Here is a 13646-nt window from a genome sequence, read left to right on the forward strand (position 1 = left end):
TCCTTCCATAAGATGGCAAAAATAATAAAAAATCTTATGGAGGGATTTGATTTTGGAGATTTTGATAAAACAGATAATCGTCGTTACAGACGGCAAATCAAATGTCGGTGGGAATCCAGCAGATGCAGCTTTTTTGGCGTATAGGAAGGGAATTCGAGTAAGTTCTATAGGTATCGTTGACGACGGAAAGCTGTCTATAAAAGAGATAAAAGATATTGCAAGTTCCGGTGGTGGGGTGTATGACATAATTTATTCAGATGACTTTATAAGGTCTTTATCGATGGTGACGCAAAAATCAGCCGAAAAAACTTTGTACGATACCTTAGATAGCGAATTGATGAAACTCATAGGGAAAAATATAGAAGGACTTCATCCTGTATTGCGGTCTCAAATCGTAGAATACATCGATAAACTTCTTGATATTTCAGATGTAAGATGCGCAATTTTGCTGGACTTAAGTGGAAGTATGGCAAGAAAATTGAAAAAAGCAGTGAATGGAGTAATGGATCTTCTAAGCACCATGAAAGTGAGAAAGGGCAAAAGCCAGTTTTGCCTAATAGGATTTCCATATGGCAATGATGTTTATGCGAAGGTTATATGTCCATTTACATCGAAGATAAATGATATAGAAGCTCATCTTAAGAACTTAAAGGCAGGTGGAAATACCCCTACTTACCATGCGATAAAGCTGGCTACATCGCTTTTTGACACAGAAGTTGAATCTATAAGAGGTATCGGTTAATGCTTGAGAATGGCTATGTTTTGACAGGCATACACAATAGACGGAAATACGTAGTCGAGAAAAAAATTGGTCATGGCGGTGTAGCCAACGTATACCTTGTGCACGACGAGGAAAATTTAAAATATGCGCTTAAGATAAGTGAAGATTTAATAAGCATCACGAGAGAGCACAAAGTGTTGACATCATTGAAAAATTGCGATTTTGCTCCACACGTATTTGATTTAGATGATGTATTATTGTATAATAAAATGTATCATTATATAGTTTTGGAGTACATAGAGGGATATAGCCTTGATAGATTGATTAAATCAGGTATTGATTTGGAGAATGCTTCATACATACTTACTGAAATTTTAGATGTTTTGCTTAGATTAAAGCGATTAGGCATTTTTTACACAGATTTAAAACCATCCAATGTTATGATAGATGAGGTAAAAAAGCGTATAGTGCTTATTGACTATGGCTCAACATCTTCTAAAGATGATACCGTAAAAGAATTTACACCTGAATTTGACAGAGCCAGTTGGAAAGTGGGCTTAAGAAAAGCGGATTCAGGGTATCTGTCGTTTGAAGCAGGGATGCTTTTTGTATGTCTTGTAATGGGCAAGACATTTAGACATGATTACCACACGATAGGAGAAGTGTTAAAGCAATCAAGAGCAAGGCTTGGAAAATTTTATATTGCCATAATGAAGGCGCTTAATGGCACGTACGATATAAATAAACTGTATGTCAATTTTAAAAATGGCTGTTTTAGTGAAAAGGCGTCAATGTATTTAAATTACATTCTTTTCATAATGGGTATGATATTCATTTTACTTATGATTTTAGCGGTGTAGGGGATATATATGATAGATAGCTTTGAAAAGACGATAAAAGAATACAAAATGATAGAAAAAGGCGATAAAATCGTGGTAGGAGTATCTGGAGGCCCTGATTCTATTTGCCTTCTTAATTTGCTTTTAGAGATAAAAGAAAGGTATAAGCTTAAGCTTTTTGTGGTTCATGTAAATCACATGCTGAGGGGAGCCGATGCAGATAGTGATGCGTTGTTCGTTGAGAAGTTCTGCAAGGGAATAAATATCCCATTTTTTTTATTTAAGGAAGACGTGAGAAGATATGCTGAAGAAAAGGGATTATCAGAGGAGGCTGCCGGAAGAGAAATAAGGTACAGTGCTTTTAATAAAGTGCTTAAAGAAGTTGGTGGAAACAAAATTGCCATTGCCCACAACAAAAATGACGTAGCCGAAACGGTTCTCTTAAACATCTTAAGAGGTGCTGGTACAACTGGACTTGTGGGCATAAAGCCTGTTAATGGATGCATCATAAGACCTCTTATACAGACGAAAAGGCGTGAGATAATTGACTACCTTAATTCGAAGAATTTAGAGTTTGTAGAAGATGTGACAAATAAAGAAGATGCGTATAGAAGAAACCGAATAAGGCTAAAATTGATACCATTTATTGAAGAATATTTTGATATAGACATGGTCGAAAATTTGTACAGAACATCACAGATCGTACTTGATGATGAAGACTATTTAAGCCGTGAATCTGAAAAAATATTTAATGAGATTGCTGACATTGACAATGGAAATGTTAAACTTGACATTGATGGGATAAAAAAATTACACAGTTCCATAAAAAGAAGAGTCATTAGATTGGCGTATAAGAAACTAAAGGGAGATTTTAATCAGCTAGCGTTTAAGCACGTGGAAGATGTGTTAGATATCATGGACAAGCAGACATCGTCAAAAATTGATTTACCCTTTGAAATTGAAGTTATAAAAAGTTATAATAATCTTATATTCAGAAAGAGAAACTTTTATGAAAAGCGAGATTTTAGTGAAGTTAAGCTTAATATTCCCGGTATAACAGATGGTGGATGTTTAGGAGTATATAAGGCGGAGATAATAGATAGAGAATCAATAGAAAGCCTTAATTTAGGTAGATACCGTAAGTTTTTCGATGCTGATTTGATTGATGGCGATGTAGTCGTAAGGCATAGGAGAATTGGAGATTGCATCTTGCCTTTAAACATGAGAGGGACAAAGACACTTAAAAAGTATTTTATCGATGAGAAAATCCCAAGAGAGGAGAGGGATAAGATACCATTATTAGCTATTGGCAACACTATTTTGTGGATTGTGGGATATAGAATTTCTGAAAAGTACAAAGTACGTGATAGCACAAAAAAAATATTGTCTATAGAGTATATTGAACAAGATTAAGGAGGAAATTTGATGGAAAATTTATCAAAAGACATCGATGAAATTTTGATCACAGAAGAAGAGCTTAAAGAAAAGATAAAAGAGCTTGGGAGGCAGATTACGAAGGACTACGAAGGGAAAAATTTAATGCTGGTAGGAGTCTTAAAAGGTGCTTTAATGTTTATGGCTGATTTGTCAAGAAACATAGATTTGCCTTTATCACTTGATTTTATGGCTGTTTCCAGCTATGGAAGCTCAACACATTCATCAGGAATAGTAAAGATAATTAAAGACCTTGATATAAGCATAGAAGGCAAAGATGTCCTGATTGTGGAGGATATAATTGATAGCGGTTTGACTCTGTCTTACTTGAGGGAAACCCTACTTGGGAGGAAACCAAAAAGCTTGAAAATATGCACAATATTAGACAAACCGGAGAGAAGAGAAGCATCTGTAAAAGTCGACTATGTGGGATTTAAGATACCGGATAAGTTTGTCGTTGGTTATGGATTAGACTTTGATGAAAAGTACAGAAACCTTCCTTTTATAGGCGTTTTGAAACCTGAAATGTACAGCTAAAATTTGTTTTTTTATATGGTATATGTTATTATAAATTAAGTGATACGGCTTTGAAGGGAGGGCCATATTTGAATAAAACGATCAGAGGTATCGTTATATGGATACTGATAATTATCGCATTATATGCAATGGTACAATTGTATACTGATAATATTAAACAACCTGCGGCTATCGACGTTACTGAACTGTACAGCCAGATTATCAAAAACAATGTTTCAGAGATGACTATTTCCGGCACAAGCATTACAGGTACTTTAAAAGACGGCACACAGTTTAGCAGCAATGTGCCTGATGTGACGTCGTTTATGAATTTCTTGACGCCTTACATTAAGGACAATAAACTTGTCGTCAAGAGTGAACCGCCTCAAGGAGCTCCTTGGTGGTATTCACTTTTACCAACGCTATTTATGGTGGCTGTGTTGGTAGTGCTATGGTATGTGTTTATGCAGCAAGCACAAGGCGGTGGTGGCAATAGAGTCATGTCTTTTGGAAAAAGCCGTGCTAAGATGGTAACAGACGATAAGCGGAGAGTCACTTTTAATGACGTAGCTGGTGCAGATGAGGAAAAGGAAGAGCTGCAGGAAATAGTAGAGTTTTTGAAATTCCCCAAGAAATTCTTAGATTTAGGCGCTCGTATACCTAAAGGCGTTCTCTTAGTAGGACCTCCTGGAACAGGTAAAACTTTACTTGCAAAGGCTGTGGCTGGTGAAGCTGGAGTTCCATTTTTCAGCATAAGCGGTTCTGACTTTGTGGAGATGTTTGTAGGTGTCGGTGCATCAAGGGTTAGGGATCTTTTTGAACAAGCCAAGAAAAATTCTCCTTGTATAATTTTCATAGATGAAATTGACGCTGTTGGTCGCCATAGAGGCGCAGGATTAGGCGGTGGACATGACGAAAGAGAGCAAACATTAAACCAGTTGTTGGTTGAGATGGATGGTTTCAGTGTAAATGAAGGCATCATAGTCATAGCTGCTACAAATAGGCCAGACATCCTTGACCCTGCTCTTTTAAGGCCTGGGCGATTTGACAGGCATGTTACTGTAGGTGTTCCAGACATCAAAGGAAGAGAAGAGATCTTAAAGGTACATTCCAGAAACAAGCCTCTTGCACCTGATGTGTCACTGAAAGTTTTGGCGAGAAGGACGCCTGGATTTACAGGAGCTGATATTGAGAATCTCATGAACGAAGCTGCACTTTTGACTGCCAGAAAAGGCATGAAGCAGATAACTATGGTAGAGCTGGAAGAAGCTATTACAAGAGTTATAGCAGGTCCTGAAAAGAGAAGCAGAGTAATATCTGAAAGAGACAAAAAACTCGTATCGTATCACGAGGCAGGTCATGCGGTTGTTGCAAAACTCCTTCCGAATACGCCTCCTGTTCACGAAGTGACGATCATTCCAAGAGGAAGAGCAGGCGGTTACACCATGCTGCTTCCTGAAGAAGACAAGTACTACATGTCAAAGTCTGAGATGATGGACGAGATTGTCCACCTTTTGGGAGGACGCGTAGCTGAGAGCCTTGTCTTGAATGATATATCTACAGGTGCACAAAATGACATAGAAAGAGCCACAAACATAGCGAGAAAGATGGTTACAGAGTATGGCATGAGCGAAAAATTGGGTCCTATGACTTTCGGTACAGACAACGACGAAATATTTATTGGAAGAGATTTAGGTAGGACGCGCAATTACAGCGAAGAAGTTCAGTACGACATTGACAAAGAGATGAAGAGGATCATTGATGAATGCTACAACAAGGCTGAGACACTGTTGAAAGAGAATATAGATAAGCTTCATAGAATTGCACAGGCTTTGATGACGAAAGAGAAACTTAACGCAGAGGAATTTGAAAAGTATTTTAATGGCGAAAATGTAGATGAGACGAATCAGAGCGAAGAAGCATAACTTAAAAGACATACAATTTACTTTGTATGTCTTTTTTTAGTTTCATGAATGAGATTTCAAATTTTTCAAGATATAGTGTGATATTGCTTTTGCGATTAATCTAATTCTCTGTATTCTTTCGGGGACATATTTGTCATCTTCCTGAAGTTTCTGTGAAATGTCCGCAAATTGCTGTATCCACAATTGAATGCGATTTCGCTTACAGAAAGATTGCTGTTTTTTAACATGTAGCAGGATTGCGAAATGCGATAGTTGTTTAGATATTCTGTAAAAGTCATGCCCATTTGCTGGATAAATAGTTTTGATAAATATGGATAATCGTAATTTAGGTATTTTGCAGCCTTTTTTAATGTACAGTCATTTGAATAGTTCTGCTCAATAAAAAGCAGCATCTTGTATAGAACTTTTGTCTTAGTCGATTGTTTTGAGGGAATGAATGAGGTATGGTTTACTAACATATCGCACAGTGAATATAAAAAGCTTTTTTTACCGTATATGGAATCAAGCTTATTGAAATTTATGATGTTATCCAAGTGCAGTATGTTATCTTCAGGGATCATGCCTTTGTAATTCATGTAGAAATCTCCGATAAGTTCTGGAGAAAACAAAATGATTGTGATGTCAGAGCAATCAATCGTCTTAAATTCATGCATTTGATTAGGAAAGACAAAGGCTAAATCATTTTTATTAAGTGTGTATTCTTTTTTGTCTATTGAGACAGATAATTGGCCGTCATTTAAGTATATAAGTTCGCACGCTCTATGAAAATGATATGGAAATTGATAATTTCTAAGTGAAAAAAAGCGGAAGAGATCTTTTTCATTTACACCATGCTTTTGAAAAAAGACCATAAGAGTCCCTCCTAAAAAAACACTAATATTGTCTTAAAGTATACTACTTTTTGCATAGCGATATCAACAGGCATTTGCTTAAAATAGAATTAATCGTTTAAAGAGGAGGGGTTTTAGAAATGGAATACCATGTGGCTAAGACTGGTTCAGATGAAGGGAAAGGAACGCTTAAAGATCCGTTTTTGACTATAAATAAGGCTGCGTCTGTTGCAATGGCTGGCGACACAATTATAGTCCATGAAGGAGTATATCGGGAATGGGTTAAACCAAAGTATAAAGGGCTAAGCGACAAAAGAAGGATTACATACAAGGCGGCAGAAGGCGAAAGAGTAATAATAAAAGGTTCAGAGAGGATTCAAAGCTGGCAGCATGTAGAAGGAGACGTATGGAAATGTCAGTTGCCCAATTCTTTCTTTGGGGAATTCAATCCATACAAAGAAGAAATTTTTGGAGATTGGCTGCTTACAGTTGATGAGAAAAAACACTTAGGGGATGTATACTTAAATGGCATGTCGTTTTATGAAGTCACAAATTATGAAGATCTTTTTAATCCACAAGTTAGGACAGAAGTCCTCGATCACTGGACTCAAAAGATTGTACCTGTTAACAATGTAGAACAAACGAAGTACGTTTGGTACGCTGAGGTAGATTCAGAAAAGACGACGATTTACGCTAATTTTCAAGGTGCTGATCCCAACGAAGAATTTGTGGAGATAAACGTCAGGAGATCGTGTTTTTATCCTGTCGAAACAGGCATAGACTATATTACAGTCAAAGGGTTCGAGATGGCACATGCGGCAACACCATGGGCACCTCCCACAGCAGATCAGCCGGGACTTATAGGCCCTAACTGGAGCAAAGGGTGGATAATCGAGGATAATATCATACATGATGCTAAATGCAGCGCAATAAGCATCGGCAAAGAAGCCACAACAGGCAATAATTATCGTTCAATACGGAAAGACAAGCCTGGGTATCAGTATCAATTAGAAGCTGTCTTTAATGCTGAGAGGAGCGGTTGGTCTAAAGAAAAGATAGGTTCACATATCATTAGAAATAATACAATCTATGATTGCGGGCAAAATGCGATTGTTGGACACTTAGGATGTGTCTTTAGTGAAATTTACAATAACCATATTTACAACATCGCATTGAAAAGGGAATTCTACGGCCATGAGATAGCGGGGATTAAGCTACATGCGGCTATAGATGTTCAGATTCATCATAACCGCATTCACGATTGCTCATTAGGATTATGGCTGGATTGGGAAGCACAAGGGACAAGAGTCAGCAAAAACTTGTTTTACCATAATAACAGGGATATGTTTGTTGAGGTGAGTCATGGGCCGTATGTGGTTGACCATAATATTTTGGCCTCCGAATACGCTATAGACAACATGTCACAAGGCGGAGCGTATATAAACAATTTAATAGCAGGCAAGATGAATCAGAAAAAAGTGTTAAATCGCTCGACTCAGTACCATCTTCCACACAGCACTAAAGTTGCGGGATTCGCATTTGTATACGGGGGAGATGATCGATTCTACAACAATATCTTCATAGGAAAAGATGGATTAGAAAATGTGGGAACTTCTCATTACAACAACTATACAACATCTTTAGAGGAGTACATTGAAAAGGTAAATGAAGTGCCTGGCGATTTAGAAAGGTTTGAGCGAGTGGAACAACCGGTCTACATCAATAAAAATGCATACTTCAATGGTGCAGAGCCATTTGAAAGAGAAAAAGACAATCTTGTTAAAAAGGACTTCGACCCGAAACTTACCATCATTGCTGAAGGAGATGAAGTTTACCTTTCACTGCAATTGCCAGATGAATTTGAAAATATTGTAGGCGATATCCATTCGACAAAGACGTTGGAAAGAGTGCGGATTGTGGATGCGGAGTATGAAAGTCCAGATGGCAAAGAGCTGGTGTTAGACACTGACTATTTAGACGCAAAAAAGCCGGGAAATAGTTCAATAGGTCCAATTGCGCTTTTGAAAAAAGGAGATAATTACATAAAAGTTTGGTAATATTGTGTGAAGTCTTATGTCTTGCGATAAAGGCATAAGGCTTATTTTTTACGCTTTGCCACATATATATAAAAATAATAAATTTTTTATAAAATATCGAAAAAGTTTGTCAAAATAAGAAGGATTTTTGACAATTATGTCAAAATATATAAATGTTGCCTTAAAACTTATACTAAAGAAAAGAGGAATTATCATGGACAAAATGATAAGGTCATCGAAGGAGCCTAACTACAATTGGATATTTGACTTAGTCGATGGACTAAAAGGGTTTACTATTTTAAAAAATTTTGACGGTGAAGTGATATATATAAACAAAGTTCTTCTAAGATTATTGGGATTTAATCACGATGATATAGGGGGAAATTACGATTTCTTTTTTAAAAACTTCTTTCTTAATGAAGCTAAGAAAGTGGATGAAAACATATATGATATTACTTTGAATTCCAGATATGGTTTTACATTGAGATTTAAGATGGTGGACAATTTTTTGAATTCTGACGATGGGAGAAAACTTTGCATCATTTCCACGCTTAATTTTGTAAAAAGTGAGTTAGATTCTATGCGAGACGTAAACGTGTATTTGGATCTTTTGTACAATAGGTTTAAGCTTGTGGACATGGTGGATACGGGTATTTTGCTTATGGATAAGAAAAGGCGCATAGAGTATATAAACAAGGCTGCTTGCCAGCTTATGTGTTTAGACTATAAAAAGGCTTACCGGAAAAATGCAGAAAAAGTGCTGAAATCATTAGATGAAAAGATAAACTTTGATGAAATAGTAAGCAATAAGATCGCTGTTTACAATTTAAAAGACAGTGGACGTTTTTTGTCTATGGAGGTAGCAGATACTTACGACGATAACTTTTTATGCATCATCGTAAAAGACGTTACAGAAAAGCTGAAATTCGGAGAGATCATCGAAAGAAGTGAAAAATTTAACTTGATGGGAAGCTTGGCTGTGTCGTTGATCCACGAGATAAAAAATTCCATCACATCTATAAAAGGATTTTTACAGCTTATGCAGCTTAAAGACAAAGCGAATGCTTCTTTTTTTGACACCATCATAAGCGAATCAGATAGAATAATAGATTTGGTGATGAGCTATTTAGGCGTGGTTAGAAATAGCCCTGATGAAGGTATTGACCTAAACGAGCTTATTGAAAAGTACATGATCTTAATTGAAGCGGAAGCAAAACATAGGCAAATCGAGATAATAAAAAAATTGAGACAAGTTCCAATGGTGAAGATAGACAACAACCAACTAAAACAAGTGTTATTAAATGTTTTTCAGAATTCTTTTCAGGCTATCGGCTCTGGAGGCAAGATATGGATAACAACCAGATTTAATTCTTACACAAATAGGGTTATAATAAAGATAGCAGATAACGGCGGTGGAATAGACAGAGAAACCCTTAAAAAAGTTATGGTGCCTTTATTTACCACAAAGAAAGACGGTACAGGTTTGGGGCTATCTATTAGCAAAAACATTCTCAACAAGTACGGCGGCGACTTAAAGATATTCAGCAAAAAAGGTACTGGGACGATTGTGAATATATACTTGGAGCTTAAAAAATAATGACTGGGGGGATTAGTTTGAAAACAGACATTGAAATTGCGCAAGAAGCCAAAATGAAGCATATAGCCGATATAGGCGAGAAGATAGGAATAGATGAAGATTATCTGGAGCTTTACGGGAATTACAAGGCAAAAATCTCACAAAAGCTTTGGGAGAAGATAAAAGACAGAAAAGATGGGAAGCTCATTTTGGTTACGTCTATCAACCCTACACCTGCAGGCGAAGGAAAATCCACTGTAACAGTAGGCTTAGGACAAGCTTTAAATAAGCTTAAAAAGAAGGTTGCAATAGCCTTAAGAGAGCCGTCATTAGGTCCTTGTATGGGAATAAAGGGCGGTGCTGCTGGTGGTGGATATTCGCAAGTTGTGCCTATGGAAGATATAAATTTGCATTTTACAGGTGATATGCATGCAATAGGTTCTGCCCACAATCTGTTATCTGCAATGATAGACAATCACATACATCAAGGAAATGAACTAAATATCGACGTAAGGCGCATTACATGGAAGCGTGCCATCGATATGAATGACAGGGCCTTAAGAGAAATTGTCGTAGGGCTTGGAGGGAAAGTAAATGGATATCCAAGGCAGGATGGCTTCATAATAACTGTGGCATCTGAGATAATGGCAATCTTGTGCCTTGCCACAGATTTTAAAGATTTAAAAGAAAGATTAGGCAAGATCATAATAGGCTACGACAAGGATGACAATCCTGTCACGGCCAAAGATTTAAAAGCCGATGGCGCAATGGCACTTTTGCTTAAAGATGCTATTAAGCCTAATCTGGTACAGACTTTGGAAAATGTGCCTGCATTCATACATGGTGGTCCGTTTGCAAATATTGCCCATGGATGCAACAGCATAATAGCGACACGATATGGATTAAAGCTGGCAGATTACCTTGTGACAGAAGCCGGTTTTGGGGCTGACTTAGGTGCAGAAAAGTTTTTTGATATAAAATGCAGGTATGGAGGATTAAAGCCAAACGCCGCTGTAGTTGTGGCGACCATAAGGGCTCTTAAGATGCACGGTGGCCTTAAAAAGGAAGAGTTATCAAAAGAAAACATTGATGCACTTGAAAAAGGCATAGAGAACCTTGGAAAGCAGATAGAAAATGTACAAAAGTATGGAATACCAGTAGTCGTTGCTATCAACAAGTTTACGCACGATACGGATAGGGAAATTCAGTTTGTGAAAAGATATTGCAATGATTTAGGTGTAGAGGTGGCTTTGGCAGAAGTTTGGGAAAAAGGCGGCGAAGGCGGCATTGAGCTGGCAGAAAAAGTAATTGATGCATGTGAAAAAGAGTCTGATTTTAAGCCAATATATGAACTGGACACATCTATTGAAGATAAGATAAGAACTATAGCAAGGGAGATTTACGGCGCGGATGATGTGGAGTTTACTAAAGAAGCTGTAAAAGACCTTAAAAACATAGAAAAATTGGGACTTAGCTATCTTCCTGTATGTGTTGCCAAGACTCAGTATTCACTGTCAGATGATCCAAAGCTTTTAGGAAGACCTAAGGGATTTAACATTACTGTAAAAAGTTTAAACATATCTGCTGGAGCCGGATTTGTCGTTGCAATGACAGGTGATATTTTGACGATGCCAGGGCTTCCTAAATCGCCTGCGGCAGAAAAGATGGATATAGATGAGGAGGGCAATATTAAGGGTTTATTTTGATATGAAAAGTGAGATGCTTAGTATACAAAATTTAAGTCAGGCTAAAGATGAATTGAAAAAGCTTCACATTGAAGACATTTCTGTATCCATGATGGCTTCGAAAGCCGTGTTTTGCGTCGTAAAGCTTTATGACGTCCATCCAGCTGCTGCAAATATCATAAAACAGGAAATGTTAGCTTTAGGCGGAGAAGCGGCAGTAGAGAGAGGCTGCGTAAACATGAGTATAGAAAGCTCTCATGTGGTCATTATGGGGACTTTAAAACAGTATTTAAGGCTTTTGTCAAAGCTTAAAATGCAAAAGGGATATTTTGGACTTGATGATGTTGTAAAAGAAGTGTCTGGAAGTATAGAGGCTTTAATGAAATAGAATTATATAAAAAGCGGATTTGAGAAAAAACTTCTTTCATCCGCTTTTAAATATTTTTAAGATTAACTTAAAATAATATTTATTATTAGGTCATAATATGATATATTAGAAGTTAGTAACATACAAAGGAGGTAAATTGATGTCAATAGATGATAAGATTGAAGACCTTCTTAGAAGAAGAGAGATGGTTTTAGAAGGTGGTGGTTTGGACAAAGTAGAGAAACAACACCAAAAGGGAAAGCTTACTGCAAGAGAAAGGATATACAAGCTTTTAGATGAGGATAGCTTTGTGGAAATAGATGCGTATGTTGAGCACAGATGTATTGACTTTGGCATGGAAAAGCAAAGGATACCTGGCGAAGGCGTAGTGACAGGGTATGGGACGATAGATGGAAGGCTTGTTTACGTGTATGCACAGGATTTTACGGTCTTAGGAGGATCATTAGGTGAGTATCATGCTAAAAAAATCACAAAGATAATGGATATGGCTTTAAAGATGGGAGCGCCACTCATTGGATTAAATGATTCCGGAGGTGCCAGAATACAAGAGGGTGTCGACGCTTTATCAGGATATGGCAACATATTTTTCAGAAACACGTTGGCATCAGGTGTGATACCGCAAATATCGGTGATAATGGGACCCAGCGCAGGAGGTGCAGTTTATTCGCCTGCTCTTACTGACTTTATATTCATGGTAGACAAGACAAGCCAGATGTTTATAACTGGACCGCAGGTCATAAAAGCTGTGACAGGGGAAGATGTCTCTGCAGAGGAACTTGGTGGTTCTATTACTCACAGCACAAAAAGCGGTGTGGCGCATTTTAGAGCTGAAAACGACGAAGAGTGTTTGGAGATGGTGAGAAAGCTTTTAAGTTATCTTCCATCAAACAATTTGGAAGATCCTCCGCAAATGGTAACCGATGATGACATAAACAGATTGTCCGATAGGCTTGTGGAGATAATACCAGATAGTCCTAATAAGCCTTATGATATGAAAGAGGTCATTTCCGAAGTTGTAGACGAAGGGGTGTATTTTGAGTCACAATCAATGTATGCGCAAAACATAATAACAGCATTTGCAAGGCTTAATGGAAGGACAGTAGGGATAATAGCAAATCAGCCTAAAGTTTTGGCTGGATGTCTTGACATCAATGCATCTGACAAGGCATCAAGGTTTATAAGGTTTTGCGATGCTTTTAACATCCCACTTCTCAATATAGTGGATGTTCCTGGATTTTTGCCTGGCACGAATCAAGAGTACGGTGGAATAATACGCCATGGCGCTAAGATGTTGTACGCTTACTCTGAAGCTACGGTGCCAAAAGTGACTCTTATTGTGCGGAAAGCTTATGGCGGTGCTTACCTTGCGATGTGCAGCAAAGACTTAGGGGCTGATTTTGTTTTGGCATGGCCTACTGCCGAGATAGCGGTCATGGGACCTGATGGAGCGGCAAATATTGTTTTTAAAAATGAGATAAAATCGTCTGATGATCCTGTCGCTAAAAGAAATGAGAAGATAAATGAGTACAGGGAGAATTTTGCAAATCCATACAGGGCTGCAGCCAGAGGATATGTAGATGATGTAGTTTTGCCACAAGAGACGAGACCCCGCCTCATCTCAGCTTTTGATATGCTTATGAGCAAAAGGGAAGCAAGGCCAAGCAAAAAGCATGGCAATTTTCCTGTGTAAAATCGC

At 37.7% G+C, this 13646-nt stretch carries 11 protein-coding genes; 10 read left to right on the plus strand and 1 reads right to left on the minus strand.

The window, feature by feature from the left end:
- Nucleotides 1-52: 52 nt before the first annotated feature.
- The 5 genes from HNR52_RS01705 to ftsH all read left to right on the plus strand — a co-directional run bounded on the left by HNR52_RS01705 (nt 53) and on the right by ftsH (nt 5435).
- Nucleotides 53-742 (plus strand): vWA domain-containing protein, encoded by a 690-nt coding sequence (locus HNR52_RS01705; RefSeq protein WP_013787071.1) that lies wholly within the window; start codon nt 53-55, stop codon nt 740-742.
- On the plus strand, nt 742-1581 hold the full coding sequence (locus tag HNR52_RS01710) for a protein kinase domain-containing protein (RefSeq protein WP_435619511.1): 840 nt from the start codon (nt 742-744) through the stop codon (nt 1579-1581). The genes HNR52_RS01705 and HNR52_RS01710 overlap by 1 nt, the downstream gene beginning before the upstream one ends.
- A gap of 9 nt (nt 1582-1590) precedes the next feature.
- On the plus strand, nt 1591-2973 hold the full coding sequence (gene tilS, locus HNR52_RS01715; RefSeq protein WP_435619512.1) for a tRNA lysidine(34) synthetase TilS: 1383 nt from the start codon (nt 1591-1593) through the stop codon (nt 2971-2973).
- A 12-nt stretch (nt 2974-2985) separates the two neighbouring features.
- Nucleotides 2986-3531, plus strand: coding sequence for a hypoxanthine phosphoribosyltransferase (hpt, locus tag HNR52_RS01720; RefSeq protein ID WP_013787074.1), 546 nt, complete (start codon nt 2986-2988; stop codon nt 3529-3531).
- A 68-nt stretch (nt 3532-3599) separates the two neighbouring features.
- On the plus strand, nt 3600-5435 hold the full coding sequence (gene ftsH / locus HNR52_RS01725) for an ATP-dependent zinc metalloprotease FtsH (RefSeq protein ID WP_085112764.1): 1836 nt from the start codon (nt 3600-3602) through the stop codon (nt 5433-5435).
- 95 nt (nt 5436-5530) lie between these two features.
- Here ftsH and HNR52_RS01730 read toward each other — a convergent pair whose 3' ends face one another.
- The gene (locus HNR52_RS01730; RefSeq protein ID WP_435619513.1) at nt 5531-6286 is read right to left on the minus strand and encodes an AraC family transcriptional regulator; all 756 of its coding nucleotides are present in this window, start codon (nt 6284-6286) and stop codon (nt 5531-5533) included.
- A gap of 119 nt (nt 6287-6405) precedes the next feature.
- Here HNR52_RS01730 and HNR52_RS01735 point away from each other — a divergent pair, with 119 nt between their 5' ends.
- The 5 genes from HNR52_RS01735 (at nt 6406) to HNR52_RS01755 (ending at nt 13640) form a co-directional block, all read left to right on the plus strand.
- A complete protein-coding gene (locus tag HNR52_RS01735; RefSeq protein ID WP_435619514.1) occupies nt 6406-8322 on the plus strand; it encodes a right-handed parallel beta-helix repeat-containing protein in 1917 nt (638 codons plus the stop codon).
- 193 nt (nt 8323-8515) lie between these two features.
- A complete protein-coding gene (locus tag HNR52_RS01740) occupies nt 8516-9898 on the plus strand; it encodes an ATP-binding protein (RefSeq protein ID WP_435619515.1) in 1383 nt (460 codons plus the stop codon).
- A 17-nt stretch (nt 9899-9915) separates the two neighbouring features.
- Nucleotides 9916-11583 (plus strand): formate--tetrahydrofolate ligase, encoded by a 1668-nt coding sequence (locus HNR52_RS01745; protein ID WP_435619516.1) that lies wholly within the window; start codon nt 9916-9918, stop codon nt 11581-11583.
- A 1-nt stretch (nt 11584) separates the two neighbouring features.
- The gene (locus tag HNR52_RS01750) at nt 11585-11950 is read left to right on the plus strand and encodes a hypothetical protein (RefSeq protein ID WP_013787080.1); all 366 of its coding nucleotides are present in this window, start codon (nt 11585-11587) and stop codon (nt 11948-11950) included.
- Between the two features lie 139 nt (nt 11951-12089).
- The gene (locus HNR52_RS01755; protein ID WP_435619517.1) at nt 12090-13640 is read left to right on the plus strand and encodes an acyl-CoA carboxylase subunit beta; all 1551 of its coding nucleotides are present in this window, start codon (nt 12090-12092) and stop codon (nt 13638-13640) included.
- Nucleotides 13641-13646: the final 6 nt, after the last annotated feature.

This window comes from Thermoanaerobacterium thermosulfurigenes (assembly GCF_051201035.1).
Lineage (GTDB): Bacteria > Bacillota > Thermoanaerobacteria > Thermoanaerobacterales > Thermoanaerobacteraceae > Thermoanaerobacterium > Thermoanaerobacterium thermosulfurigenes.

Coding starts and splice junctions, on each gene's coding strand:
- HNR52_RS01750 (WP_013787080.1), top strand. CDS start 11,585: ATGAAAAGTGAGATGCTTAGTATACAAAATTTAAGTCAGGCTAAAGAT.
- HNR52_RS01740 (WP_435619515.1), top strand. CDS start 8,516: ATGGACAAAATGATAAGGTCATCGAAGGAGCCTAACTACAATTGGATA.
- HNR52_RS01755 (WP_435619517.1), top strand. CDS start 12,090: ATGTCAATAGATGATAAGATTGAAGACCTTCTTAGAAGAAGAGAGATG.
- hpt (WP_013787074.1), top strand. CDS start 2,986: ATGGAAAATTTATCAAAAGACATCGATGAAATTTTGATCACAGAAGAA.
- HNR52_RS01730 (WP_435619513.1), bottom strand. CDS start 6,286: ATGGTCTTTTTTCAAAAGCATGGTGTAAATGAAAAAGATCTCTTCCGC.
- HNR52_RS01735 (WP_435619514.1), top strand. CDS start 6,406: ATGGAATACCATGTGGCTAAGACTGGTTCAGATGAAGGGAAAGGAACG.
- tilS (WP_435619512.1), top strand. CDS start 1,591: ATGATAGATAGCTTTGAAAAGACGATAAAAGAATACAAAATGATAGAA.
- HNR52_RS01710 (WP_435619511.1), top strand. CDS start 742: ATGCTTGAGAATGGCTATGTTTTGACAGGCATACACAATAGACGGAAA.